The organism is Pseudomonas sp. RL_15y_Pfl2_60 (assembly GCF_963970595.1).
In the GTDB taxonomy this organism is placed as follows: Bacteria; Pseudomonadota; Gammaproteobacteria; order Pseudomonadales; family Pseudomonadaceae; genus Aquipseudomonas.
Genome location: NZ_CAXAOE010000006.1, coordinates 362,167 through 386,397 on the forward strand (window position 1 = coordinate 362,167; position 24,231 = coordinate 386,397).

General features: G+C 55.4%; 26 protein-coding genes and 1 tRNA gene. 16 read left to right on the forward strand and 11 right to left on the reverse strand.

The features are described from left to right. The first annotated feature begins 152 nt into the window (after positions 1-152). The 3 genes from glnL (at position 153) to AACY26_RS18055 (ending at position 3,284) form a co-directional block, all read left to right on the forward strand. Positions 153-1,238, forward strand: a complete 1,086-nt coding sequence (gene glnL / locus AACY26_RS18045; protein WP_339516113.1) for a nitrogen regulation protein NR(II) — start codon at positions 153-155, stop codon at positions 1,236-1,238. After that, complete coding sequence (gene ntrC / locus AACY26_RS18050) at positions 1,235-2,671, forward strand: nitrogen regulation protein NR(I) (protein WP_339516022.1); 1,437 nt, start codon at positions 1,235-1,237, stop codon at positions 2,669-2,671. Before glnL ends, ntrC begins: the two co-directional genes overlap by 4 nt. Before the next feature lie 154 nt (positions 2,672-2,825). Next, a complete protein-coding gene (locus tag AACY26_RS18055) occupies positions 2,826-3,284 on the forward strand; it encodes an SRPBCC family protein (protein WP_339516024.1) in 459 nt (152 codons plus the stop codon). A gap of 289 nt (positions 3,285-3,573) precedes the next feature. On the opposite strand, the gene AACY26_RS18060 is transcribed toward AACY26_RS18055, so the two are convergent. After that, the gene (locus tag AACY26_RS18060; protein ID WP_339516025.1) at positions 3,574-4,014 is read right to left on the reverse strand and encodes a hypothetical protein; all 441 of its coding nucleotides are present in this window, start codon (positions 4,012-4,014) and stop codon (positions 3,574-3,576) included. On the opposite strand from AACY26_RS18060, the gene trmL reads away from it, so the two are divergent. Then, a complete protein-coding gene (gene trmL, locus AACY26_RS18065) occupies positions 4,013-4,486 on the forward strand; it encodes a tRNA (uridine(34)/cytosine(34)/5-carboxymethylaminomethyluridine(34)-2'-O)-methyltransferase TrmL (RefSeq protein ID WP_339516026.1) in 474 nt (157 codons plus the stop codon). The genes AACY26_RS18060 and trmL overlap by 2 nt on opposite strands. 98 nt (positions 4,487-4,584) lie before the next feature. Here trmL and secB read toward each other — a convergent pair whose 3' ends face one another. From secB to AACY26_RS18080, 3 genes are all read right to left on the reverse strand, one after another. After that, positions 4,585-5,067, reverse strand: a complete 483-nt coding sequence (secB, locus tag AACY26_RS18070; RefSeq protein ID WP_339516028.1) for a protein-export chaperone SecB — start codon at positions 5,065-5,067, stop codon at positions 4,585-4,587. A gap of 110 nt (positions 5,068-5,177) precedes the next feature. Continuing rightward, positions 5,178-5,429, reverse strand: a complete 252-nt coding sequence (grxC, locus tag AACY26_RS18075) for a glutaredoxin 3 (RefSeq protein WP_010488602.1) — start codon at positions 5,427-5,429, stop codon at positions 5,178-5,180. 1 nt (position 5,430) lies between these two features. Next, complete coding sequence (locus AACY26_RS18080) at positions 5,431-5,844, reverse strand: rhodanese-like domain-containing protein (protein ID WP_339516030.1); 414 nt, start codon at positions 5,842-5,844, stop codon at positions 5,431-5,433. A gap of 140 nt (positions 5,845-5,984) precedes the next feature. Here AACY26_RS18080 and gpmI point away from each other — a divergent pair, with 140 nt between their 5' ends. The 3 genes from gpmI (at position 5,985) to AACY26_RS18095 (ending at position 10,229) form a co-directional block, all read left to right on the forward strand. Continuing rightward, complete coding sequence (gene gpmI / locus AACY26_RS18085; RefSeq protein ID WP_339516115.1) at positions 5,985-7,523, forward strand: 2,3-bisphosphoglycerate-independent phosphoglycerate mutase; 1,539 nt, start codon at positions 5,985-5,987, stop codon at positions 7,521-7,523. 112 nt (positions 7,524-7,635) lie between these two features. Beyond that, positions 7,636-8,883 (forward strand): murein hydrolase activator EnvC family protein, encoded by a 1,248-nt coding sequence (locus tag AACY26_RS18090; RefSeq protein WP_339516032.1) that lies wholly within the window; start codon positions 7,636-7,638, stop codon positions 8,881-8,883. A gap of 32 nt (positions 8,884-8,915) precedes the next feature. Next, positions 8,916-10,229 (forward strand): S41 family peptidase, encoded by a 1,314-nt coding sequence (locus tag AACY26_RS18095; protein ID WP_339516034.1) that lies wholly within the window; start codon positions 8,916-8,918, stop codon positions 10,227-10,229. Positions 10,230-10,410: 181 nt separating this feature from the next. Here the strand turns inward: AACY26_RS18095 and AACY26_RS18100 are convergent, their stop codons facing one another. From AACY26_RS18100 to hisB, 7 genes are all read right to left on the reverse strand, one after another. After that, positions 10,411-11,166, reverse strand: a complete 756-nt coding sequence (locus AACY26_RS18100) for a substrate-binding periplasmic protein (protein WP_339516035.1) — start codon at positions 11,164-11,166, stop codon at positions 10,411-10,413. Positions 11,167-11,287: 121 nt separating this feature from the next. Then, positions 11,288-12,043 (reverse strand): substrate-binding periplasmic protein, encoded by a 756-nt coding sequence (locus tag AACY26_RS18105; RefSeq protein ID WP_445261325.1) that lies wholly within the window; start codon positions 12,041-12,043, stop codon positions 11,288-11,290. 135 nt (positions 12,044-12,178) lie between these two features. Continuing rightward, a complete protein-coding gene (gene hisF / locus AACY26_RS18110) occupies positions 12,179-12,949 on the reverse strand; it encodes an imidazole glycerol phosphate synthase subunit HisF (protein WP_339516036.1) in 771 nt (256 codons plus the stop codon). Between the two features lie 59 nt (positions 12,950-13,008). Further along, positions 13,009-13,746 carry a 1-(5-phosphoribosyl)-5-[(5-phosphoribosylamino)methylideneamino]imidazole-4-carboxamide isomerase gene (gene hisA, locus AACY26_RS18115; RefSeq protein WP_339516037.1) on the reverse strand — a complete coding sequence of 246 codons (738 nt, stop codon included), beginning with the start codon at positions 13,744-13,746 and terminating at the stop codon, positions 13,009-13,011. Positions 13,747-13,826: 80 nt separating this feature from the next. Beyond that, positions 13,827-14,087, reverse strand: coding sequence for a DUF2164 domain-containing protein (locus tag AACY26_RS18120; protein WP_339516038.1), 261 nt, complete (start codon positions 14,085-14,087; stop codon positions 13,827-13,829). After that, positions 14,088-14,726, reverse strand: a complete 639-nt coding sequence (gene hisH, locus AACY26_RS18125) for an imidazole glycerol phosphate synthase subunit HisH (protein ID WP_010488621.1) — start codon at positions 14,724-14,726, stop codon at positions 14,088-14,090. It abuts the gene before it with no gap. Beyond that, on the reverse strand, positions 14,726-15,319 hold the full coding sequence (gene hisB, locus AACY26_RS18130) for an imidazoleglycerol-phosphate dehydratase HisB (RefSeq protein ID WP_010488624.1): 594 nt from the start codon (positions 15,317-15,319) through the stop codon (positions 14,726-14,728). The genes hisH and hisB overlap by 1 nt, the downstream gene beginning before the upstream one ends. A gap of 263 nt (positions 15,320-15,582) precedes the next feature. Here hisB and AACY26_RS18135 point away from each other — a divergent pair, with 263 nt between their 5' ends. The 9 genes from AACY26_RS18135 (at position 15,583) to AACY26_RS18175 (ending at position 24,181) form a co-directional block, all read left to right on the forward strand. Further along, on the forward strand, positions 15,583-16,692 hold the full coding sequence (locus AACY26_RS18135) for an NAD(P)/FAD-dependent oxidoreductase (RefSeq protein WP_339516040.1): 1,110 nt from the start codon (positions 15,583-15,585) through the stop codon (positions 16,690-16,692). Positions 16,693-16,751: 59 nt separating this feature from the next. After that, positions 16,752-18,965, forward strand: coding sequence for an AsmA family protein (locus AACY26_RS18140; protein ID WP_339516041.1), 2,214 nt, complete (start codon positions 16,752-16,754; stop codon positions 18,963-18,965). Further along, positions 18,962-20,029: an A/G-specific adenine glycosylase gene (gene mutY, locus AACY26_RS18145; RefSeq protein WP_339516043.1), complete on the forward strand. Its 1,068-nt coding sequence runs from the start codon at positions 18,962-18,964 to the stop codon at positions 20,027-20,029. Before AACY26_RS18140 ends, mutY begins: the two co-directional genes overlap by 4 nt. Next, positions 20,026-20,298 carry an oxidative damage protection protein gene (locus tag AACY26_RS18150; RefSeq protein ID WP_339516044.1) on the forward strand — a complete coding sequence of 91 codons (273 nt, stop codon included), beginning with the start codon at positions 20,026-20,028 and terminating at the stop codon, positions 20,296-20,298. Before mutY ends, AACY26_RS18150 begins: the two co-directional genes overlap by 4 nt. Before the next feature lie 133 nt (positions 20,299-20,431). After that, positions 20,432-20,507: transfer RNA gene (locus AACY26_RS18155), tRNA-Phe, on the forward strand. 295 nt (positions 20,508-20,802) lie between these two features. Further along, the gene (locus tag AACY26_RS18160; RefSeq protein WP_339516047.1) at positions 20,803-21,750 is read left to right on the forward strand and encodes an MrcB family domain-containing protein; all 948 of its coding nucleotides are present in this window, start codon (positions 20,803-20,805) and stop codon (positions 21,748-21,750) included. Beyond that, complete coding sequence (locus AACY26_RS18165) at positions 21,731-22,105, forward strand: nucleotide pyrophosphohydrolase (protein ID WP_339516049.1); 375 nt, start codon at positions 21,731-21,733, stop codon at positions 22,103-22,105. The genes AACY26_RS18160 and AACY26_RS18165 overlap by 20 nt, the downstream gene beginning before the upstream one ends. 533 nt (positions 22,106-22,638) lie before the next feature. Next, a complete protein-coding gene (locus AACY26_RS18170; protein ID WP_339516051.1) occupies positions 22,639-23,412 on the forward strand; it encodes an ABC transporter ATP-binding protein in 774 nt (257 codons plus the stop codon). Positions 23,413-23,428: 16 nt separating this feature from the next. Further along, positions 23,429-24,181, forward strand: coding sequence for an ABC transporter substrate-binding protein (locus AACY26_RS18175; protein ID WP_339516053.1), 753 nt, complete (start codon positions 23,429-23,431; stop codon positions 24,179-24,181). Positions 24,182-24,231: the final 50 nt, after the last annotated feature.

Consider the following 24,231-nt stretch of genomic DNA (forward strand, 5'->3'; position numbering starts at 1 on the left):
ACTTCTATACTCTCCCTGTTTTGGGTCGCCCTGCACACGGCGGCCTACATCTATTTGTGGGCGTTGTCGCTATTTACACGGGGAAAACGCTACTTTTCAGGGCTTTGGTTTGCTTCTTGCATTTTTATAGCCACTGCCGGAAGCCGATGCCTATGATCATTAACGACGCACTGCACCGCCTGCTACTCGACAACCTGACAACCGCCACTTTGTTACTCGACGCTGAACTGCGCCTTGAGTACATGAACCCAGCTGCGGAAATGCTTTTGGCCGTTAGCGGCCAACGCAGCCACGGCCAGTTTATCAGTGAGCTCTTTACCGAATCCGCTGAAGCAGTGAGCTCTTTGCGCCAAGCCGTTGAAGAAGCCCATCCGTTTAATAAGCGCGAAGCAGTTTTGACCTCCGTAACCGGGCAAAACCTGACAGTAGACTACGCCGTCACCCCGGTAATCAGCCGCGGTGCAACCCTGTTGCTGCTCGAAGTCTTCCCGCGGGACCGTATGCTGCGCATCACCAAAGAAGAGGCGCAGCTGTCCAAACAAGAGACCACCAAATTACTGGTGCGCGGCCTCGCTCACGAAATCAAGAACCCCTTGGGCGGCATCCGTGGCGCCGCTCAATTGCTGGCCCGAGAACTTCCCGAGGAAAACCTCAAGGACTACACCAACGTGATCATTGAAGAGGCTGATCGCTTGCGCAATCTGGTTGATCGCATGCTGGGTTCAAACAAGCTGCCACTGCTATCGATGACCAACGTGCACGAAGTACTTGAACGGGTCAGCAGCCTGGTTGAAGCCGAAAGCCAAGGCTGCATCACTTTGGTGCGCGACTACGACCCAAGCATCCCTGACGTATTGATCGACCGCGAACAAATGATCCAGGCCGTGCTGAATATAGTGCGCAACGCCATGCAGGCGCTTTCCCCCTTGAGTGACATGCGCCTGGGTCGCATAACCTTGCGCACCCGAGCCTTGCGCCAGTTCACCATTGGCCATGTCCGTCATCGCCTGGTGGCCAAAATTGAAATTATCGATAACGGCCCGGGCATCCCTCCGGATCTGCAAGAAACCATTTTCTTCCCCATGGTCAGTGGCCGCGCCGACGGCACCGGCCTTGGCCTTGCAATCACCCAGAACATTATTAGTCAGCACCAAGGTCTGATCGAGTGCGAAAGCCATCCAGGCCATACCGTATTCACGATCTTTCTGCCGCTGGAACAAGGAGCAACTCAGCCATGAGCCGTAGTGAAACCGTCTGGATTGTCGACGACGACCGTTCCATCCGCTGGGTACTGGAAAAAGCCTTGCAACAAGAAGGCATGGCCACGCAAACCTTCGACAATGCCGACGGCCTGCTTAACCGCCTGACCCGGCAACAGCCCGATGTGATTATTTCCGACATTCGCATGCCAGGCGTCAGCGGACTTGACCTGCTAGCGCGCATCCAAGAGCTGCACCCGCGCTTGCCGGTTATCATCATGACCGCACATTCGGACCTCGACAGCGCCGTTGCCTCTTACCAGGGCGGAGCATTCGAATACCTACCCAAGCCGTTTGACGTTGATGAAGCCGTATCCTTGGTCAAGCGCGCCAACCAGCACGCCCAGGAACAGCAAAACCTCAGCGTGCCTGTTGCTGAAGCGCAGACACCGGAAATCATCGGTGAAGCGCCAGCGATGCAGGAAGTGTTTCGCGCCATCGGCCGCTTGTCGCACTCCAACATCACGGTTCTGATTAATGGCGAGTCGGGCACAGGTAAAGAACTGGTCGCCCACGCTCTGCATCGTCACAGCCCTCGCGCAGCATCGCCCTTTATTGCCTTGAACATGGCGGCAATTCCCAAGGACTTGATGGAATCCGAGCTCTTTGGCCATGAAAAAGGCGCATTTACCGGCGCCGCCAACCAACGCCGCGGCCGCTTCGAGCAAGCCGATGGCGGCACCCTGTTTCTCGATGAAATTGGCGACATGCCGGCTGACACCCAGACTCGCCTGCTTCGGGTATTGGCTGATGGCGAGTTTTACCGCGTGGGCGGCCACACACCGGTAAAGGTTGATGTACGGATTATTGCCGCCACTCACCAAAACCTTGAGGGCCTGGTGCATGCCGGTAAATTCCGTGAGGACTTGTTCCATCGCCTCAACGTTATTCGTATCCACATTCCGCGCTTGTCAGACCGTCGTGAAGACATTCCAACACTGGCCCGTCACTTTCTCAGCCGCGCGGCGCTTGAACTGTCGGTTGAGCCCAAGCTGCTGAAAAACGAAACCGAAGATTATCTGCAACACCTGTCCTGGCCGGGCAATGTGCGCCAGTTGGAGAACACCTGCCGCTGGATCACCGTCATGGCCTCTGGCCGTGAAGTGCACATCGACGACCTGCCACCTGAACTGCTGTCGCAACCCCAAGACAGCGCACCGGTCAGCAATTGGGAGCAGGCCCTGCGCCAGTGGGCCGACCAGTCGCTGGCACGCGGCCAGTCAAACCTGCTCGATACAGCCGTACCGGCATTTGAGCGGATCATGATTGAAACCGCCCTCAAGCACACCGCCGGTCGTCGCCGCGACGCCTCTATCCTGCTTGGCTGGGGCCGTAACACCCTGACCCGCAAGATCAAAGAACTGGGTATGAACATCGACGGTGGCGATGACGACGACAGCGATGACAACTAAACCAGTCATCGACATTTGATCAGCACAAAAAACGGGCCTTAATTTAAGGCCCGTTTTTATTCACAGGGCTCAAGCATACGTCTTGAACACACCGGAGTTTGGGCTAGGCTGATGGGTGCTGTCTTTCACAGCGACCTCGTCGCAGGAGACCCTGATGCCTGACAAGACCGGTACAGTCCGACTCCACCGAGTGCTGCGCGCACCGCCTGAACGTATCTATAAGGCCTTTACCGATAAGGGCGCCCTGGAACGCTGGCTGCCTCCGTATGGCTTTATCGGGGCTGTCCACGAAATGGATGTCCGTGTGGGTGGAGGCTATAAAATGTCCTTCACGAACTTTGCCAGCGCAAGCAGCCATTCCTTCAGTGCTCAATACACTGAGCTTGTACCCCACCAGCGAATCCAACATATCGACCGCTTTGACAGCGAGCACCTGCCCGGTGAAATGCTGGTATCAATCGACCTGAAAGCCGTTAGCTGTGGAACCGACATTTCTATTACTCAAGCTGGCATTCCCTCTGTTATTCCAGAAGAGATGTGCTATCTGGGCTGGCAAGAGTCCCTAAGCCAACTGGCGCAGCTTGTGGAGCTGGATATTACCGAGCATGAATAAGAACGACTCAACCATGAAATCAGCTCAGCAGCATTGGCAATAAACCAATACCTCCCCATTACACAACTGAATAAGCAATGCCCAATAACAGCGCTCAAAATGGTGCTCATGCACTCATCAGAGACATTTTTAGTGATTTAAAGCCCGAATAAATAGGCGTTGTATCGCGCAAACAGCCCGTCACTGCTGACATCAAGCCACAATGCAAAAGTTGGCACACTGCCTGCATATAGCTAAGTAACTCCAGTTTCGGGGGCCTTGGTACAGGCAGGCCGGGGATTCCCCTCTTTTATTGCTCCGCTAGGCTGACACTCAGCCGCCATTGCCCGTCTACCTCATCAACGCGCCATTCGCCGCGCAGGGGACGGGCCGCAATAATGGTCAACAGCATATCCCGCTCATTTCTTTGCAACCGCCAGTTAACCGCTCGTCCATTGATCTGTAGCTGGCCTTGCTGCTCGCGCCCCAGCGTCCGCAAACGCAATACATAAGCGCCGTTGTACTCGCCGCTTTGCGGGGTCGGTTGCTCGTTGAACCACAGCCGCAGCTCAGCTTCGCGCACCTCGATTCGATCAAGACGCAGCGCATCCGGGCGAAACAAATCACCAAACATCAAGCCGATCAAAAAGCCAAAAATGGCCAGGGAGCCAATCACTCGTAACCAAGGACGAGGCCGATCGCCTATATCAGGAGTAGAATATTGCCCGCCTTCACGCTCGGAGCCGCGCATGTTTCACGTCATCCTTTTTCAACCAGAAATACCACCCAATACCGGCAACATTATCAGGCTCTGTGCCAATAGCGGTTGCAACCTGCATTTGATTGAGCCAATCGGCTTTGAATTGGATGATAAACGCTTGCGTCGCGCAGGGCTGGACTACCATGAATACGCCACGCTGCAGCGCCATACAGACCTTCAAAGCTGCCTCGCCAGCATTGGCCAGCCTCGGGTGTTCGCCTTCACCACCAAGGGCACACAAGGCTTCCACGAGGTGAGCTACCAGCCCGGTGATGCATTTCTATTTGGCCCGGAGAGCCGTGGCTTGCCGCAAGAGGTGCGCGACGCCCTGCCTGCTGAACAATGCGTGCGCCTGCCAATGCGCGAAGGCTGCCGCAGCCTGAACCTGTCGAATACCGTTGCCGTGGCTGTTTACGAAGCCTGGAGACAACAGGATTTTGCCATGCCGCCGACAACTCGCTAACACCTCGGCAAGTCGGTTTGCAGCCACAAAAAAACGCCATTGAAGGCGTTTTTTTGTAAGACATGCTCGATTGGGATCAAAGCCCTGATGAGTTGCACTTAATGGGTAGCGTTCTCTGGCGCAGTCTGCTGCATACGCTGCAGCTCTTGTGCGTAGAGTGCGTCGAAGTTCACCGGCGCCAGCATCAATGCTGGGAACGAGCCACGAACTACCAGGCTGTCGAGCGTTTCACGGGCATAGGGGAACAGGATGTTCGGGCAGAAAGCGCCGAGGGTGTGGCTCATCGAAGCCGCATCCAGCCCCTTGATCAGAAAGATACCAGCCTGCTGAACTTCAGCAATAAAGGCAACTTCGTCACCGTTCTTGACGGTCACAGACAACGTCAGCACGATTTCGTGGAAGTCACCATCCAGCGGTTTCTGACGGGTGTTGAGGTCCATCTCGACTGCTGGAGTCCATTCCTTGCGGAAAATTTCGGGGCTCTTTGGTGCTTCGAAAGAAAGATCACGTACGTAGATACGCTGCAACGAGAATTGCGGTGCTTGCTCTTCAGTTGCGCCAGTGTTTGCTTGTTCAGTCATACCAAAGCCTTCTTGTTAGTTAAGCCAAAATGAAAAGACCCCAGAGCAGCGGCTAACAGCCTTGTGCGCCTGTCGCTCGCTGTTCTTGCTGAGATCCCGCGGATATCAAGTTATGCCTTGAGCAATGCGTCGAGCTTGCCGGCGCGCTCCAGGGCATAAAGTTCGTCGCAGCCACCCACATGGACTTCGCCGATCCAAATCTGTGGAACCGAGGTTCTTCCAGCCTTGCGGGTCATCTCTGCACGCAATGCAGCGTTGCCGTCGACTCGCATTTCAGTGAATGCGACGCCTTTATGAGCGAGCAATTGCTTAGCCCGTATACAGAAGGGGCAATAATCGCTTGAGTAGATCACGACCTCCATATCACTTCACCACTGGGAGGTTATCACCGCGCCAGGTCGACATCCCACCTGACAACTTCGCAGCGCTAAAACCTGCTTTTTGCAATTCACGAGCAGCGGTACCGGCATGCTGGCCAGCGGCATCCACGACCACAATGGTCTTAGCCTTGTGCTTATCCAACTCTGCGATACGGGTCGCCAGTTTTTCATAGGGGATATGCAGCGAGCCAACAATGTGACCGGCAGAAAAATCTTTTTGCGAACGCACATCCAATGCAACGCCTTGCTCGCTATTAAGCAACGCCGTCAGTTCACGGCTGCTCAAGCTCTTGCCGCCCTTTTGCAGCTCAGTGACCAGCAGCAGCACAAGCAGAATGACGAAAGAACCGGCTAGCAAATAGTGGTTAGTGACAAATTCAATGGCGTGAGCAAGCATCAGGGATATTCCAGGACGGTAAAATGCCGGCCAGTATACACAGCCCCACAAGTCGGCCAAACCCCGTCCGGCGGTGACTTGATAGCGTCTAGGCCTTAAAATGGTCAATCTTTATGCCTACAGCAGAGCGAGCCAGCTTTATGAGCGTCACGCCAAAACCTTTGGTTCTGATCATTCTTGATGGTTTCGGCCACAGCGAAAGCCCCGAATACAACGCCATTTTTGCCGCCAATACACCGGTTTATGATCACCTGCGTGCCACGCAGCCCCATGGATTGATCTCGGGTAGCGGCATGGATGTCGGCCTGCCAGACGGCCAGATGGGCAACTCAGAAGTAGGCCACATGAACCTGGGGGCCGGCCGTGTGGTGTACCAAGACTTCACCCGGGTGACCAAAGCCATTCGTGATGGTGAATTTTTCGACAACCCAGCCATCACCCACGCTGTCGATAGCGCTGTGAGCAACGCCAAAGCCGTGCATATTCTCGGCCTGCTGTCTGACGGCGGTGTGCACAGCCACCAGGATCACATTGCGGCCATGGTCGAACTGGCAGCCAAGCGTGGCGCTGAAAAAATTTACCTGCACGCCTTCCTCGATGGTCGCGACACACCACCCAAAAGCGCGCAATCGTCGATCGACCTGCTGGACAACACCTTCGCCAAACTTGGCAAAGGCCGCATCGCCAGCCTGATTGGCCGCTACTTTGCCATGGACCGCGACAACCGCTGGGATCGTGTCGAGCAAGCCTACAACCTGATCGTCAATGGCCAGGGCCAATACAACGCAGCTAACGCCAGCGCCGGCCTGGAAGCTGCGTATGCGCGGGGCGAAAGCGATGAGTTCGTCAAAGCCACTACCTTGGGCGATGCGGTATCCGTCGAAGACGGCGACGCCGTGATCTTTATGAATTTCCGCGCCGACCGTGCGCGTGAACTGACGCGCAGCTTCGTCGAACCAGATTTCAGCGAATTCAACCGGACACGCACACCGCAACTCGCTGGCTTCATCATGCTCACCCAATACGCCGCGAGCATTGATACGCCGAGCGCATTCAAGCCAACACCACTGACCAACGTGCTCGGCGAATACCTGGCCAATAACGGCAAGACCCAACTGCGCATCGCCGAAACCGAAAAATACGCCCACGTGACCTTCTTCTTCTCCGGCGGCCGTGAAGAACCATTCGCAGGCGAAGAACGCATCCTGATTCCATCGCCGAATGTCGCCACCTATGACTTGCAGCCAGAAATGAGCGCGCCGCAAGTGACCGACAAAATCGTCGATGCCATCGAAAACCAGCGCTTCGACGTGATTGTGGTCAACTACGCCAACGGCGACATGGTCGGCCACACCGGCGTATTCGAAGCCGCCGTGGCAGCGGTTGAATGCCTGGACGCCTGTGTCGGACGTATTGTCAGTGCACTCGATAAAGTCGGTGGTGAAGCACTGATTACCGCCGACCACGGCAACGTTGAGCAAATGGAAGATGAATGCACGGGGCAGGCACACACCGCTCATACCTGCGAGCCGGTGCCGTTTATCTATGTTGGCAAGCGCGACGCCCAGGTCCGTGATGGCGCTGTACTGGCAGATATCGCCCCAACCATGCTCACACTGCTGGGTCTGCCTGTGCCAAACGAGATGACCGGCACCAGCATTCTCCGCTTCAACAAGTGAGTATTGGTTAATAAAAAGCATAAATGCCTCAGCCCGCTGGTCTGGGGCATTTTTTTTGCTCCAGACCACGGGCATACTAGGGTCACTTTATGCACAGGTATGCCTCCGCCCAATGTTCCGCGCCCTAGTTCTGATAATGATGACGTGCTTGCTCTCCCCTGCATTTGCAGATGAGAAAGCTGACGCGCAAAAACAGCTAAATGCCGCCCAGTCTGACGTTGTCGAGCTGAAAAAACTGCTGCAAAAGATCCAGCAGGAAAAATCTGGCGTGCAAAAGTCGCTCAAGCAGACTGAAACAGAGATGGGTGAGCTGGAAAAACAGGCCAAGGACCTGCAAGAGCAGCTCAACGATGGCGAGGAAGAGATCAAGCGCCTCGAAACAGAGAAAAAAAAACTCCAGAGCGCGCGAATTGAACAGCAGCGCCTGATCGGCATTCAAGCCCGAGCGGCCTACCAAAGCGGGCGCCAGGAGTACATCAAACTGTTGCTCAACCAACAGAACCCCGAAAAATTCTCGCGCACCATGACCTATTACGATTATGTAAGTAAGGCACGCATGGAGCAGTTGAACACCTTCAACGAAACGCTGCGCCAACTGGCAAACGTTGAAAACGAGATCACCGCCCAGCAGCACCAACTGCTTGAACGCAAAAGCACACTCGACACCCAGACCGAAAAACTGGCGCAAGTGCGCAAACAACGCCAAGTTGCGCTGGCCAAGCTGAACAGCGATTATTCGGCGCGAGACAAAAAACTCAAAGCCCGCCAGCGCGACCAAGCGCAGTTGGCCAAAGTCATTAAAACCATCGATGAGACGCTTGCAAGGCAGGCCCGCGAAGCTGCCGCTGCACGACAACGGGCAATCGCCGCAGCCAACCAAGCCAAACACCAGAATCCTGCATCGGCCGCCAGTAACACCGGGCCTATTGTCAGCTCTGGCGCGGTCTACGGTGGTCAATTCGCCAATGCCCGAGGCAAGTTACCTTGGCCGGTTAATGGCCGTTTACTGGCACGCTACGGAACCCCACGCGGTGAAGATGCTCGAACCAAGTGGGATGGCGTCCTGATCAGTGCAGCCCCGGGCAGCCAGGTACGGGCCGTACATGGTGGCCGAGTCGTTTTTGCTGACTGGTTGCGTGGCGCCGGACTTCTGGTCATTCTCGATCATGGCAATGGTTACTTGAGCCTGTATGGGCACAACCAGAGCCTGCTCAAGGACGCCGGTGACGTGGTTAAAGCTGGCGATCCAATTGCAACAGTGGGCACCAGCGGCGGGCAAAATACGCCTGCACTGTATTTTGCAATCCGCCAAAAGGGTCGTCCAAGCGACCCGGCACAATGGTGCCGCGCGCAAGGATAAGCGCTTATTTATTCCGTAGGAGTTTGTTCGACATGCCGCATTTGCCCCGCCTTACCTCTCTGGCTTTAGCGATCGCCCTGCTCAGTGGCGTGTCACTGTCTCATGCAGCAGAGATCATCGCACCAGCAGCCGCTCCAGCCAGTGACAAGGCGCCATTGCCACTTGATGAGTTACGCACCTTCGTTGAGGTGATGGATCGCATCAAGAGCTCCTACGTCGAGCCAGTTACCGATAAGGAACTGTTGGAAAATGCCATCAAAGGCATGATCAGCAACCTTGACCCCCACTCCGCTTACCTCGGGCCAGAGGACTTCGCCGACCTGCAAGAAAGCACCAGCGGCGAGTTTGGCGGCCTGGGCATTGAAGTGGGCATGGAAGACGGCTTTGTTAAAGTCGTCTCGCCGATTGACGACACCCCAGCGTCAAAGGCAGGCATTCAGCCGGGCGACCTGATTATCAAGATTGACGACCAGCCAACCAAAGGCATGTCGATGCTCGACGCCGTCGACAAGATGCGCGGCAAGGCTGGCAGCAAGATCAAATTGACCATAGTCCGCGACGGCGGCAAACCTTTTGTGGTCAACCTGACCCGCGCCGCGATCAAGGTAAAAAGCGTCAAGAGCCAGATGCTTGAGGCGAACTACGGCTACATCCGCATCTCGCAGTTCCAGGTCAACACCGGTGAAGAAGTCGGCAAAGCCCTGAACACGCTGCGCAAAGACAATGGCAAGAAACTCAGCGGCCTGGTTCTCGACCTGCGAAACAACCCGGGCGGCGTGCTGCAGGCAGCGGTCGAAGTTACCGATCACTTCCTCAAGAAAGGCTTGATCGTCTATACCAAGGGTCGCATCGCCAACTCCGAGCTACGCTTCTCCGCAGACCCGGCCGACGCCAGCGAGGGTGTTCCGCTGGTGGTGTTGATCAACGGTGGCAGTGCTTCGGCCTCTGAAATTGTTGCCGGCGCCCTGCAAGACCACAAGCGCGGCGTGCTGATGGGCACAGACAGCTTCGGCAAGGGTTCGGTGCAAACCGTGCTGCCACTTAGCAGCGACCGCGCACTGAAGCTGACCACTGCGCTTTACTTCACCCCCAATGGCCGCTCGATCCAGGCACAGGGTATCGTCCCGGATATTGAAGTGACCCGCGCCAAGCTTACTCGCGAAGGTCCCGCATCCAGCCTCAACTACAAAGAAGCAGACCTGCAGGGCCACTTGGGCAACGGAAACGGCGGTGCCGACAGACCAAGCAGCAGCGCTAAAGCAGCGCAAGCGCGGCCGCAGGATGATGACTACCAACTGAGCCAGGCCCTCAACCTGCTCAAAGGCTTGAATATCACCCGCAACTAAGCGCGCCTCGAACACCAAGGGCAAACGCATTGCTGTTTGAACCTTGGTGGACAAGCTTCGCGTTGCCACACCCTACTGGACGATGGCCGCGTGACAGGGTGTATGTGAGTTACTGGCTTAAACGGCGCCCACAAAAAAACCGGTCTGACTTAATGCCAGACCGGTTTTTTATTGTGCTCGATTACAGGTAACTGTTGGTTATGTCATCAATGAAGCCTTCTGCGCGCAGTTCATCCAGCGCTTTCTGCAGACGCTGCACCACTTCATCCGGCGTATCCTTGTTCAATGCCAAATACAGCTCTGCTTCCTTGAAGCGCAGCACTGTATTAAGGCCACTGACACCTTCCTGCTTGGCGATATAACGGCCCACCGGATCAGTCGTCGCCCACAGGTCAATCTTGCCTGAGGTCAGCTTCTTGACGTTTTCCTGGTCACGCAAGGCATTGATCGGCTTAAGGCCCTCACTTTCCAGGGCCTGGCTGACAGCGTCGTTTTTGTAAGCACCGACCTTGTACTGCGCCGAGTCCTTGAGATTGGCAACCTTGATGTCACTGCCTGGCGCTGCCAGCAATACCCAGCCAGTCTTGGCCAATGGCCCAACCCACTTGAACAGGGGTTTACGCTCTTCGGTGTAGGTGGTCGAGAATAGCGCGTAGCTCGGCTTATCCAGGGTCAGGCGGTACAGGCGATCCCACGGGAAGCGCAGCGTCAGGGTGTACTTGATCCCAGCGCGCTTGAACATTTCCCGCACGATATCTGCACTGATACCGTCGATGCCATCATCGCGGGCAAAATTCTTATCGTCCACCGCCATGTTAAAGGGTGGAAAGTTCTCAGTCAGTAACACGACCTTGTAGTCTTCGGGTAACTCGGCATGTGCCACGCTCGCCATCAGCGCCAACCCCAGCAACAAACCACTTTGTACTTTCTTTAGCATTTTGCTTACCCCGCCCGCATATATTGTGATTATTGGTTAGCGACGTCCCTGTCCGCGTGGCCTGTGGCTCACCCTCATAAAGTCCTGTTAGACAAACGGGCCTTAAAAGGCCCGTTTGGTATTACAGATAGCTGTTGAGGGTGTCGTCGACAAAGCCCTCTTTGCGCATCTTGTCCAACTCAGCCTGCAGCTTCTGTACCACCTCGTCCGGCACCTCCTTGTTGAGCGCCAGATAAAGCTCGGCAGTGTCGAAACGCAGGATTGTCTTCAAACCGGAAATGCCTTCTTGTTTCGCCAGGTAACGCCCAGCTGGATCGCCAGTCGCCCAGAGGTCAATTTGCCCAGACACCAACTTAGTGGCATTGAGCTGATCGCGCAATGCGGTAACGGGCGTCAGACCCTGTTGCTGCAGATGCTCGGCAATCGCATCCCCCTTATAAGCACCAACCTTGTACTGCTTGGCATCTTCAAGGTTGTTCAGGGTGATGGTGCTATCGCCACGCCCCAACAGAACCCAATCATCAGGACCAATTGGCCCAACCCACTTGAACAGTTTTTCACGCTCAGGCAAGCGCGCGGTCACGAAGACGCCATAGTTCGGCTTCTCAAGTGCAAGTTTGTAGATCCGATCCCAAGGAAAACGCAGCGTCAGGTTGTACTGAATCCCCGCCCGCTTGAACATCTCGCGCACGATATCCACGGCAATGCCATCGAGGTTATCTTCCTGCGCAAAATTCTTGCCGTTGATTGCCATGTTGTATGGCGGGAAATTCTCGGTCAGCAAGACCATGCGGTAGTTTTCATCAATCTCGGCTCGCGCCACCCCAGACATCAATAGCAGTGCCCCAGCACTTGCCAACAACAGACGCTTCAACATCAATCACAACCCTAGTTCAGAACGTATATTTTTAATCGGGCAAGACTAGCCCTGTTTTTGAGCAGACAACAATCAGATGTCCATAGCTGCGACCCAGGTCACCCTCCATGACCTGAGTTGGAGCATTGACCAATGCTAACGCACAACAATGCCGCGGCTAGCCATATAGGCTTTAGCTTCGGGCACAGTGTATTCACCGAAGTGAAAAATGCTGGCCGCAAGAACAGCAGCCGCCTTGCCTTCAATAATGCCGTCAGCCAAATGATCAAGATTTCCCACGCCGCCAGAGGCGATCACTGGAATGCCCACACTTTCGCTGATCGCCCGGGTAACGCCCAGGTCGAAGCCGCTCTTCATGCCGTCTTGATCCATGCTGGTCAGGAGAATTTCACCAGCACCCAGTTCTTCCATCTTTTTCGCCCACAGCACCGCATCCAAGCCGGTTGGCTTACGCCCGCCGTGGGTAAAGATCTCCCAGCGCGGGGTTTCGCCTGGCCCTGAAACCCTTTTGGCATCGATTGCCACGACAATGCACTGCGAACCAAACCGCTGCGAGGCCTCACCGACAAACTCGGGGTTGAACACCGCCGCGGTATTGATCGAAACCTTGTCGGCCCCGGCATTGAGCAGGTTGCGAATATCCATCACCGTGCGCACCCCGCCGCCGACGGTCAGCGGGATAAACACCTGGCTGGCCATGCGTTCTACGGTATGCAAAGTGGTGTCGCGGCCATCAACGCTTGCGGTGATGTCGAGAAAGGTAATCTCGTCAGCGCCCTGCTCGTCATAGCGACGGGCAATTTCTACCGGGTCGCCGGCATCGCGGATGTTCTCGAATTTGACGCCCTTGACCACGCGGCCATTATCGACGTCGAGGCAGGGAATAATACGTTTTGCCAATGCCATGATGGAGTCCTGTTTAGGGCAGGCAACGCAGGGGTTGCCTGCCTACTGAAGCGAGTCGGTCAAGCCGTGTAGCTGTCGCAAAATGCCTGGGCTTCAGCAACATCCAAGGTGCCTTCGTATATCGCTCGACCGGTAATAGCCCCAATAATGCCCGGAGCTTTAGCGGCCATCAGGGCTTTGATGTCGCCCAGGTTGTGAATGCCACCAGAGGCGATGACCGGAATCGAAGTCGCCGCCGCCAATGCTGCAGTAAACGGCACGTTGCAACCTTGCATCATGCCGTCTTTGGCAATGTCGGTATAAACGATGGCCGAGACGCCGTCGGCTTCGAAGCGCTTGGCCAGGTCGATGACCTGCACAGTGCTGACTTCAGCCCAGCCGTCGGTGGCGACGAAACCGTCTTTGGCATCCAGGCCAACAATGACTTTGCCGGGAAATGCCTTGCAGGCCTCAGCCACAAACTCTGGCTGCTTGACCGCCTTGGTGCCGATGATCACGTAGCTCACGCCCGCCTTGACGTAATGCTCGATGGTTTCCAGCGAGCGAATACCGCCACCGATCTGTATCGGCAAATTTGGATAACGCTTGGCGATTGCAGTAACCACCTCACCATTGACCGGCTGGCCTTCGAACGCACCATTGAGATCGACCAGATGCAGGCGGCGGCAACCACCGTCAACCCATTTGGCAGCCATGCTCACCGGATCATCGGAGAACACCGTGGAATCTTCCATACGGCCTTGGCGCAGACGCACACAGGCGCCGTCTTTGAGGTCGATCGCGGGGATAATCAGCATCGGTTGAACCTATTCAATTCTTAGCATTAATCCGAGAGCCGTTGAAGTCCTCTATCTGCACGAGACTGTTCAGCGGCTCATTAACTTTTTTCCAGTGCCCACAAGTCGCTTTCGATGCTCTCAAACCGGTCTCTAAGCAGGGTTTGTACATCATCAACTGCCTTGTTGTAGTAAAGCGGCGCGATCTCGCGGTTAAACAGCTCGAGAATCTCCTGCACCTCAAACGAGCCCAACTCAAGTTCGAAACGCTGGTCGAGAAACTTCTGCAGGCTGGTAACCGCAGCCGCTTCCTGAGCCGGTTCGAGGCTCAGGATTGGGCTTTTATCCTTGCCCCGGGCCATTTACCAGCGACCGTCCCACGCAGCGAAGTTCTGCAGCAATTGCAGGCCATGGGTGTGGCTTTTTTCCGGGTGGAACTGCACGGCAAAACGTGAGCCATCGGCCAGCGCTGCGGCAAAATCGTTGCCGTAATGCCCACGACCAACCACTTGCTTTGGGTTGCCCGCTTCGACGTAATAGCTGTGTACGAAGTAAAAACGCGCCATGTCTGGAATGTTGTGCCACAGCGGGTGCTTGACCGTTTGCGCGACTTCATTCCAGCCCATGTGCGGGACTTTCAGCGCTTCGCCGTCTTCAACCTGGCCTTTACCAAAGAAGCGCACGGAGCCCGGAAACTGGCCAATGCATTCAACGCCGCCATTTTCTTCGCTGCGATCCATCAAGGCCTGCATACCCACGCAGATACCAAGGAAGGGGCGATCCTGGCTGACTTCACGCACCAACTGATCAAAACCCAGGCGGCGGATTTCAGCCATGCAGTCGCGAATCGCGCCGACACCCGGGAACACCACGCGGTCAGCTTCGCGAATCACCTGGGCATCGCTGGTCACCAGCACGCGACCTGCACCAACATGCTCAAGCGCCTTGGACACCGAGTGCAGATTGCCCATACCGTAGTCGATCACGGCAACTGTCTGCATCAGAGCACGCCCTTGGTCGATGGCATCTGCCCGGCCATACGCGGATCAAGCTCAACCGCCATGCGCAGCGCACGGCCAAATGCCTTGAACACGGTTTCGATCTGGTGGTGGGTATTGGTGCCACGCAGGTTGTCGATGTGCAGGCTCACCAGTGCATGGTTGACGAAGCCCTGGAAGAACTCCTGGAACAGATCAACGTCAAAGCCGCCCACCACCGCACGGGTGAAAGGCACATGCATCTGCAAGCCGGGGCGACCCGAGAAGTCGATGACCACGCGCGACAAAGCCTCGTCCAGCGGTACATAAGAGTGTCCGTAACGGGTCATGCCTTTTTTGTCGCCAATGGCTTTAGTGAACGCCTGGCCGAGGGTAATACCGACATCTTCGACTGTGTGGTGGTCGTCGATGTGCAGGTCGCCTTTACACTCGATATCGAGATCAATCAGGCCGTGGCGGGCGATCTGGTCAAGCATGTGCTCAAGAAATGGCACGCCGATGTCGAATCGCGCCTTGCCAGTACCATCTAGGTTGATCGAGACCTTGATTTGGGTCTCCAGTGTGTTGCGCTCGACGAATGCCGTACGTTCGGCCATCACCTGCTCCACTCAATCGTTGTGCAAAAGGGTAGCCATTATAGGCAGCCTTATGCGCAGCGGCTACCGGGGATAACCAATGTGCACGCCTGCCAATTACCGTTAGTAGGAAATTTGCCGGAACACAGCGCCTGCGCAGGCGTAGCAACCCTTGCCTGCAGCGCAACACAGAGCATCAACAGGCGCCTGATAAGACAACAATAGGTTCGATCTGCCGTTTTGCGGCACTATTTCTATATCAACCCAGCAGACCTAGACGAAACATGGACACAATTGACCGTTTGATCATCGGCGCCGGCGCCCTTGGCCTTGCCTGCGCAGCCCGCCTCGCCAAGCCCGGCGAAAGCACCTTGATTGTCGAGCGTGAAAGACTCATCGGCAGCCACACCTCCAGTCGCAACTCCGAGGTCATTCACGCAGGCATTTATTACGCCGCAAACTCGCTCAAAGCGCAGCTGTGCCTTGAAGGCCGCGAGCGGCTGTATGCCTGGTGTGCCGAGCATCAGGTGCCGTATCAGCGTATCGGCAAGCTTTTGGTCGCGGTCAACGATGCCGAGCGCAGCCAGCTCACAGCCATCGCAGAAAATGCCAGCACCTGTGGCGTTAATGACTTGCAGGCCATCAGCCATCAGCAACTGCACGACCTCGAACCCGCAGTGTGTGGCGTAGAAGCCTTGCTCTCGCCGAGCACCGGCATTATCGACAGTCATGCTTACCTGCAATCGCTGCTCGCCAGCGCTGAACGCAAGGACGCACAACTGGTGCTCGACACGCGCATTGAGCAACTCGAACCCACGGCCAGCGGCTGGATTGCGCGTGGTGTGAGTTGCGGCGAACCCTTCAGCCTCAAGGCCCAGCAGGTGATCAACGCCGGTGGCCTGTTTGCCCAGCAACTGGCACAAAACACAATTGGTCTCAGTGCTGGTTTGATCCCAAGGCTGCACCTGTGCCAAGGTCGCTACTTCGGCTACAGCGGCCGCTCGCCGTTTAGCAGCTTGATCTACCCAATGCCCGAGGCCAATGCGACCGGACTGGGCGTCCATGCCACGCTGGACCTCGGCGGCCAGTTGCGTTTCGGCCCGGACACCCGCTACGTTGAGCATCTTGACTACAGCGTAGACGCCGAATTGCTTGAACCTTTTGCCCAAGCAATCCGCCGATATTTTCCGAAACTCGACAACTCTCGCCTTGTGCCGGGTTACAGTGGCGTCCGTCCAAAGCTGTCTGGGCCTGGGGAACCGGCTGCCGACTTCATCATCCAAACCTCTGCCGACCATGGTTTGGACGGGCTAATCAACCTGTTTGGCATCGAGTCGCCAGGACTTACGGCCAGCCTGGCAATTGCCGAACGCGTTGCGGGCGTTAATTTGTAACCCACGCGACGCTATACTTATCCGTTTATATTCAAGCTAATGCATACAAGGAATCGGTCATGAAATCGCTCGGCAAAATCCTGGGTTTATTCTTCCTCGGACTGCTGCTGATCATTGTGGCACTGGGCTTTGCCCTGACCCACTTGTTCGATCCCAACGACTATAAAGACGAGATCCGCGATCTCGCCCGCGAAAAAGCCAACCTTGAACTGACCCTCAACGGCGATATCGGCTGGAGCCTGTTTCCCTGGCTCGGCCTTGAGTTGACCGATGCAACCCTGGCCAGCGCCGACACCCCGGACAAACCTTTTGCGGACCTGCGCCTGCTTGGCTTGTCCGTGCGCGTGCTGCCGCTGCTGCGCAAAGAAGTGCAGATGAGCGACATTCGCGTTGATGGCCTCAATCTGAATCTCGAAATCGACGACCAAGGTCACAGCAACTGGGAAAACGTTGGCCATCCAAGAAAGACCGCCAGCGCAACTGATGCCCCCGACTCCGCTGACACAACCGCAGAAGTCGCACCCCAGGCCCAAAGCAAGCCCAGCGACCCGATCAAACTGGATATTGACAGCTTGATCGTCAATAGCGCGCGAGTTGACTACCACAACGCCCAAAAGGGCCAGCAATTCAGCGCTGAAAGCATCCAGTTGACCACCGGCGCAATCCATGAAGGCGCCAGCGTACCGGTCAAGCTCAGCGCTTTCTTTGGCATCAACAAGCCAGTAATGCGCGCCCGTACTGAACTGCAGGGCGACCTGCGTTTTGACCGGGTACTAAAACGCTACGAACTGGAAAACGCCAAGATTTCCGGCGAAGCATCCGGCGAACCCCTCAATGGCCAAACCCTGACCTATGCCCTGCAAGGTCAGTTGACAGTCGATATGGCTGCCAACATTGCCCAATGGAGCAGCCTGAAACTGTCTGCCAACCAAATGCGAGCAATCGGCGAGATCAAGGTTACCGACTTGCGCGACAAGCCAAAGCTCAGCGGCGGCTTGTCGGTTGCCGAAGTCAACCTGCGCCAGTTCCTCAAAGGCATTGGCCAGGAAATTCCGGCCATGGCCGACGAAAACACCCTCAACAAGTTCGAACTGGTGACGCGCCTCAGCGGCAGCCCAACCAGCGTCAAGTTCAATGAAATGACCCTCAAGCTCGACGACAGCACTTTCAGCGGCGAGTTAGCGCTGGACGATTTCTCCAAACAGGCACTTCGAGTCAAGCTTAAAGGCGACACACTCGACCTTGACCGCTATCTGCCGCCAAAGTCGAAAGAGGCCAGCGCTCGTGATGCCGAGGTCAAGCAAAGTGTGGCCAAGGCAGGCAAAGCCGGTACTTCAGAGCTGCCGAATGCACCGACCCAACAAGCATGGAGTTCCGCCCAGGTGCTGCCGATCGACCGCCTGCGCAAACTCGATATGCAGGTTGCGCTGAACCTTGATCAATTGACTGCAGACAAACAGAGCTTCAGCAATGTCGACCTGCAAGCCAAAAGCACGGGCGGCCTGCTCACGCTCGATAACGCCAGCGGCAACCTTGGCGGCGGCAGTTTTGTCGCCAAGGCGCGAGTAGATGTACGTCCAGCAACCCCGGTACTCAGCCTGCAAAGCACCATCAAGCGCCTGCCAGTCGAACCTTTCCTGACCACTGCCGAAAACAAGGCACCGGTCAAGGGCCTGCTCGACCTGCAAGCGAACCTAACCACCAGCGGCAACAGTCAAAAGGCCTGGGTAGAAGCGCTCAACGGCACCAGCAACTTTGCCCTGGAAAACGGCGTACTGGTCGGCGCCAATCTTGAGCAGCAAATTTGCCAAGGCATAGCCACGCTCAATCGCAAGCAGCTGACCCGTGAAATCGACGGCAAGGACACGCCATTCAAAACCCTGAATGGCAACCTGACCTTTCGTAATGGCGTGGCCAGCAATCCAGACTTGAAAGTCGAAGTACCGGGCCTGAATGTAACAGGCGACGGCGATCTTGACCTGCGCGTGCTGGGCCTGGACTACCGTATTGGCGTCACCCTGCTCGGTGACACCCGCGCCATGCCCGATCCGGCCTGCCAAGTAAACGAACGCTATGTTGGCCTTGAGTGGCCCATTCGCTGCCGCGGCCCGCTTGAACTCGGCGCCAAGGCTTGCCGTCTCGATAAAGACGGCTTGGGCAAGGTCGCAGCCAAGTTAGCTGGCGACAAGCTCACCGAGAAGCTCGAAGAGAAACTCGGCGACAAAGTCAGCCCGGAACTGAAAGACGCGCTCAAGGGCCTGTTCAAACGATGAGCCCGGAGCAGTTTTCAAGCGCTGTTCTGCAATGGTATGACGTCCACGGCCGCAAAGACCTGCCCTGGCAACAGGGCATAACGCCCTATCGCGTCTGGGTGTCTGAAATCATGCTCCAGCAAACCCAGGTCAGCACTGTCCTGGGTTACTTCGACCGGTTTATGGCTGCGCTGCCAACGGTGCGTGACTTGGCCGAAGCAGCAGAAGATGAGGTACTGCATTTATGGACCGGGTTGGGCTACTACACCCGCGCCCGCAACCTGCAAAAAACCGCCAAGCTGGTGATGAGCGAGCACGCCGGGGAGTTTCCACGTGACCTTGAAGCACTGATCGCCCTGCCCGGCATCGGCCGTTCAACAGCGGGCGCCATCGCCAGCTTGAGCATGAACCTGCGCGCCCCGATTCTCGACGGCAACGTCAAGCGCGTGCTGGCTCGCTATGTCGCGCAAGAGGGTTATCCGGGCGAACCCAAGGTTGCCCAGCAGCTTTGGGACGTCGCCGAGCGTTTCACCCCGCAGCAGCGGGTGAATAACTACACCCAGGCGATGATGGACCTGGGCGCGACGCTCTGTACCCGCAGCAAACCAAGCTGCCTGCTTTGCCCGCTTAAAACGGGTTGCCAAGCGCACTTACTTGGCCTGGAAATCCGTTACCCGATCCCCAAGCCGCGTAAAACGTTGCCGCAAAAGCGCACACTGATGCCAATCTTGGCCAACCGTGACGGCGATATTCTGCTTTATCGCAGACCCTCCAGCGGCCTTTGGGGCGGGTTATGGAGCTTGCCGGAGCTATCTGGGCTGCAAGAGCTAGAATTACTCGCCAACAGCCATCAACTGGAAATGGGCACACGCCAGCAACTCGCCGAACTGACCCATACCTTTAGCCACTTCCAACTCGCCATCGAGCCATGGCTGATCAGGGTCAACACAACCCCGTCTAGCGTGGCCGAGGCCGACTGGCTCTGGTATAACCTCGCCCAACCGCCGCGCCTAGGCCTAGCAGCCCCGGTCAAAAAGCTATTGAAACGCGCGGCAGATGCCTTGAATGCAGGAGAATTGTCATGACCCGCACCGTAATGTGCCGCAAGCACAAGCAAGAACTTCCAGGCCTTGAGCGTCCGCCGTACCCGGGTGCCAAAGGTGAAGACATCTTCAACAATGTCTCCAAGCAAGCCTGGGATGAGTGGCAAAAACACCAAACCCTGCTGATCAACGAGCGTCGCCTGAACATGATGAACGCCGAAGACCGCAAATTTCTCCAGGCCGAGATGGATAAATTCCTGTCTGGCGAAGATTACGCACAAGCCGAAGGTTACGTGCCGCCCGGCGAGTAAATACGGCCAAGGGTGAAACTGATCAAAACTTGATCGATTTCACCCATATTCACCGTAAGCGCCCGTTATCTTTAAATATTTTTCAAACCTTCGCTTGACATGCCTTCGTCAAATCCGTCTAATACGCCCCGTTGCCCAGATAGCTCAGTCGGTAGAGCAGGGGATTGAAAATCCCCGTGTCGGCGGTTCGATTCCGTCTCTGGGCACCACTAATTGATTTCAGGTGGTGTAAACAGCATCTGAAAGCCCACAAGAAACCCGCCTAGTGCGGGTTTTTTGTTGCCTGTAATTTCCCGCACGCCCAAGACAGCTAAGCTCGATCAAAGCCACCACTACGCAAGAACGTAAAGAGCAGCGCCTCTGATATTGGTACTCCTGAAAAACCACGAGCAATCACACTCTGATTGACTATGGAACCGTGCTATAAGCTTGTTTTAAAGGCCCCGTTGAAAAACCAAAATAAAGTTGGGTCTTTATAGCTCAATATTTGGAAGAGGGGTCCAAGTGTCATTACGTACCAGCATTAATGCAGTCTTGGCAGGCTATCTAAGCGCTAAGGAAGAGAAGTTCGCTGGTCACAACCTCGCCAAACTTATCCGAGGAGAGCTTTGTGAGGGCATAAGAACCGCCTCGAATAGCTATTACGGATTGGTAATAAAAGGAAGTTCAGGCCAAGGGAACTGGGCTGACGGCCCATGGGCTGGGCTCTTTAATCCCATCATCACCGAGTCAGCGCAGCGAGGCTACTATGTCTGCTATTTGTTTCGCGAAGATATGCAGGGTGTTTATCTAAGCTTGAATCAAGGGATGACCCAAGCGAAAGAACACTACAAAGCGGATGCAAAAACAGCCCTCAAAGCCCGAGCACAAAACTATCGAGCAATGCTTGGCTCCCATACAGACCGATTCTCTGTTATGGAAATTGATCTAGCACCAAGTCAGTCAAGCAATCCAACTGCGTTCTACGAAGCTGGAAACATACTGGCAACCTACTACAAAGCAAGCGCATTACCCGACGAGGTTCAACTAACATCAGATCTAGCCTCGATGCTAAGCGCCTATGAACACTTGGTCAGTATTGAAACATCTGAGATCGATCCGACCGATACGCTCGGTGAAGCCCCGTCAGCTTTGAGCTTTGAGGATGCTACAAAGTTTCGCATCCATAAGCGAATTGAGCGTAACGCAAAGCTCGTCAAACAAGTCAAAGCTCAGAAAGGCTGTAAATGCGAAGTGTGCTCCGTAAACTTTAAAGATCGATATGGGCCCATAGGCGAAGGCTATATCGAGGCACACCACTTAAAACCAATTGCGTCACTCAAAGGCAGTCGAATACAAATGGATCCTCAAAAAGACTTTGCTGTGCTGTGCGCTAACTGTCACCGAATGGTTCACCGCTCCGGGCTCGTTGACGATATTCAACGCTTTAAAGATGAACACTACTGTGGCTAATCAAAGCGCGACCGACCTCGAACGCATACGCCTTCAACTCCTCAAATTTACTAAGGATAGAAACTGGGAGCAATTCCATACCCCCAAGAACCTAGCGATCTCCATCAGCGTCGAAGCCTCAGAGTTGCTATCGCTATTCCAATGGCTAAACACAGGGAAGCCGCAGGAGCTTGGTAACAGTCGATTGACACAGGTCCGAGAAGAGATGGCCGACGTTTTAATGAACCTTATTCGATTAGCAGACACACTCGACATTGACCTAGCAAATGCTGTTGAGCAGAAACTAGCGCAGAACCAAGAGAAATACCCCGCAGATCAGGTACGTGGGGATGCAAGAAAATACACTGAGTACTAGTACAAGCAGTCCCATCCTTGGCACACAACCTCGGTACACCGGTGGTTACAACAAATCATATGGTTTGGCACATTGCACAGCGTGTCGGGTTTGATTTCAGCTGCTACACCACTGGCACTGCCCCAAGCGAAGTTAAATTCCTTAGTTTTTTGTTGTCTGTAATTTCCCATCCGTCCTTTGCCATGCAAGGCCCGTCGCTTCTCGCTGGCATTGAGCGCTATTGCTCGGGCATAATTTGCCTGATTTTGCAGCGTATTCAGCTCGTTAGCGCACATTTGCGCGCAGTACCCCGAAAATTGATTTAGCCTAGACTCGAACACCCCTGTTTTAGCCAGTTAGATAAACGCCACGCGTGCACGGCGTTTTTTGTATCTGCGCGACAGGCAACTGCAGTGATGCGACACCCTCGCGCACTCAGACACGATACCGGCTCTGGCCTGCTTGGCGCTCCATAAGACGCTGTGCTAGCTTGGCGCTTTAATAAGGATGGCCAATTGATACTTGGCGCTAATCCAATAACAAGAGGACAACCCATGGCCGATGCAGCTGCCGCGCTGGAAATCCGCAACCTGCACAAGCGCTACGGCGACCTCGAGGTGCTCAAGGGCATCTCCCTCACCGCCCGCGATGGCGATGTGATCTCGATTCTTGGTTCTTCCGGTTCAGGCAAATCGACCTTTCTGCGTTGCATCAACCTGCTGGAAAACCCGCACAAGGGACAAATCATTGTCTCGGGTGAAGAGCTCAAACTGAAATCCGCAAAAAATGGCGAACTGGTTGCTGCCGATGGCAAGCAGATCAACCGCCTGCGCAGTGAAATCGGTTTTGTATTCCAGAATTTCAATTTGTGGCCGCACATGAGCGTGCTCGATAACATCATCGAAGCGCCGCGCCGCGTACTGGGTCAAAGCAAGGCCGAGGCAATTGAAACCGCCGAGGCACTGCTGGCAAAAGTGGGTATTGCCGACAAACGCCACGTCTACCCCAACCAACTTTCTGGCGGTCAACAACAGCGTGCAGCCATCGCCCGCACACTGGCAATGCAGCCAAAAGTGATTCTTTTCGACGAACCTACTTCGGCGCTCGACCCGGAGATGGTACAAGAAGTGCTTAATGTGATCCGCGCACTCGCAGATGAAGGCCGCACCATGTTACTGGTCACCCACGAGATGAACTTCGCTCGTCAGGTTTCCAGTGAAGTGGTTTTCCTGCATCAGGGCCTGGTAGAAGAACAAGGAACGCCCGAGCAGGTGTTTGATAGCCCTGACTCGGCGCGTTGCAAACAATTCATGTCAAGCAATCGCTAACACGGAGCAACATTGAATGCAGAACTACAAAAAAATCTTATTGGCTGCAGCCGCCACTCTGGCTTTTGGCACCAGCGCAGTCGCCGCTGACAAACTGAAACTCGGTACTGAGGGCGCTTACCCTCCGTTCAACCTGATTGACGCAAGCGGCAAAGTTGGCGGCTTCGACGTTGAAATCGGCCAAGCACTATGCGCCAAGATGAAGACCGAATGCGAAGTCGTGACTTCCGACTGGGACGGCATCATTCCGGCCCTGAACGCCAAGAAATTCGACTTCCTGATCGCCTCTATGTCGATCACTGAAGAGCGTAAGCAAGCGGTCGATTTCACCGATCCGTACTACACCAACAAGCTGCAATTCATTGCACCAAAAGACAAAACCTTCACCACCGACAAAGCCAGTCTCAAGGGCAAGGTGATCGGGGCTCAGCGCGCAACCATCGCCGGCACCTGGCTTGAAGACAACATGCGTGATGTTGTCGACATCAAGCTGTACGACACCCAGGAAAACGCTTACCTCGACCTGTCTTCTGGTCGTCTTGATGGCGTACTGGCTGACACCTTCGTCAACTGGGAATGGCTCAAGAGCGATGCTGGCAAGAGCTTCGAATTCAAAGGCGACCCAGTATTCGACAACGACAAGATCGGTATTGCCGTGCGCAAGAACGACCCTCTGCGCGAGAAGCTCAACGCTGCTCTGAAAGAGATCGTTGCTGACGGCACCTACAAGAAGATCAACGACAAGTACTTCCCTTTCAGCATTTACTAAGCTGCTAGCCTTGCGCCGCCACTCACCTGGCGGCGCAAGCATCTGAGCCC

What these genes read in the sequence shown, in the direction of transcription:
- trmL (WP_339516026.1), top strand. Translation starts at nt 4,013, where the DNA reads ATGTTTCACGTCATCCTTTTTCAACCAGAAATACCACCCAATACCGGC.
- AACY26_RS18165 (WP_339516049.1), top strand. Translation starts at nt 21,731, where the DNA reads ATGAACACTACTGTGGCTAATCAAAGCGCGACCGACCTCGAACGCATA.
- secB (WP_339516028.1), bottom strand. Translation starts at nt 5,067, where the DNA reads ATGACTGAACAAGCAAACACTGGCGCAACTGAAGAGCAAGCACCGCAA.
- AACY26_RS18055 (WP_339516024.1), top strand. Translation starts at nt 2,826, where the DNA reads ATGCCTGACAAGACCGGTACAGTCCGACTCCACCGAGTGCTGCGCGCA.
- hisA (WP_339516037.1), bottom strand. Translation starts at nt 13,746, where the DNA reads ATGCTGATTATCCCCGCGATCGACCTCAAAGACGGCGCCTGTGTGCGT.
- mutY (WP_339516043.1), top strand. Translation starts at nt 18,962, where the DNA reads ATGAGCCCGGAGCAGTTTTCAAGCGCTGTTCTGCAATGGTATGACGTC.
- gpmI (WP_339516115.1), top strand. Translation starts at nt 5,985, where the DNA reads ATGAGCGTCACGCCAAAACCTTTGGTTCTGATCATTCTTGATGGTTTC.
- hisH (WP_010488621.1), bottom strand. Translation starts at nt 14,726, where the DNA reads ATGCAGACAGTTGCCGTGATCGACTACGGTATGGGCAATCTGCACTCG.
- AACY26_RS18120 (WP_339516038.1), bottom strand. Translation starts at nt 14,087, where the DNA reads ATGGCCCGGGGCAAGGATAAAAGCCCAATCCTGAGCCTCGAACCGGCT.
- hisB (WP_010488624.1), bottom strand. Translation starts at nt 15,319, where the DNA reads ATGGCCGAACGTACGGCATTCGTCGAGCGCAACACACTGGAGACCCAA.
- AACY26_RS18080 (WP_339516030.1), bottom strand. Translation starts at nt 5,844, where the DNA reads ATGCTTGCTCACGCCATTGAATTTGTCACTAACCACTATTTGCTAGCC.
- ntrC (WP_339516022.1), top strand. Translation starts at nt 1,235, where the DNA reads ATGAGCCGTAGTGAAACCGTCTGGATTGTCGACGACGACCGTTCCATC.
- grxC (WP_010488602.1), bottom strand. Translation starts at nt 5,429, where the DNA reads ATGGAGGTCGTGATCTACTCAAGCGATTATTGCCCCTTCTGTATACGG.
- AACY26_RS18100 (WP_339516035.1), bottom strand. Translation starts at nt 11,166, where the DNA reads ATGCTAAAGAAAGTACAAAGTGGTTTGTTGCTGGGGTTGGCGCTGATG.
- AACY26_RS18060 (WP_339516025.1), bottom strand. Translation starts at nt 4,014, where the DNA reads ATGCGCGGCTCCGAGCGTGAAGGCGGGCAATATTCTACTCCTGATATA.
- hisF (WP_339516036.1), bottom strand. Translation starts at nt 12,949, where the DNA reads ATGGCATTGGCAAAACGTATTATTCCCTGCCTCGACGTCGATAATGGC.
- AACY26_RS18105 (WP_445261325.1), bottom strand. Translation starts at nt 12,043, where the DNA reads ATGTTGAAGCGTCTGTTGTTGGCAAGTGCTGGGGCACTGCTATTGATG.
- AACY26_RS18090 (WP_339516032.1), top strand. Translation starts at nt 7,636, where the DNA reads ATGTTCCGCGCCCTAGTTCTGATAATGATGACGTGCTTGCTCTCCCCT.
- AACY26_RS18095 (WP_339516034.1), top strand. Translation starts at nt 8,916, where the DNA reads ATGCCGCATTTGCCCCGCCTTACCTCTCTGGCTTTAGCGATCGCCCTG.
- AACY26_RS18135 (WP_339516040.1), top strand. Translation starts at nt 15,583, where the DNA reads ATGGACACAATTGACCGTTTGATCATCGGCGCCGGCGCCCTTGGCCTT.
- AACY26_RS18140 (WP_339516041.1), top strand. Translation starts at nt 16,752, where the DNA reads ATGAAATCGCTCGGCAAAATCCTGGGTTTATTCTTCCTCGGACTGCTG.
- AACY26_RS18170 (WP_339516051.1), top strand. Translation starts at nt 22,639, where the DNA reads ATGGCCGATGCAGCTGCCGCGCTGGAAATCCGCAACCTGCACAAGCGC.
- AACY26_RS18175 (WP_339516053.1), top strand. Translation starts at nt 23,429, where the DNA reads ATGCAGAACTACAAAAAAATCTTATTGGCTGCAGCCGCCACTCTGGCT.
- AACY26_RS18150 (WP_339516044.1), top strand. Translation starts at nt 20,026, where the DNA reads ATGACCCGCACCGTAATGTGCCGCAAGCACAAGCAAGAACTTCCAGGC.
- glnL (WP_339516113.1), top strand. Translation starts at nt 153, where the DNA reads ATGATCATTAACGACGCACTGCACCGCCTGCTACTCGACAACCTGACA.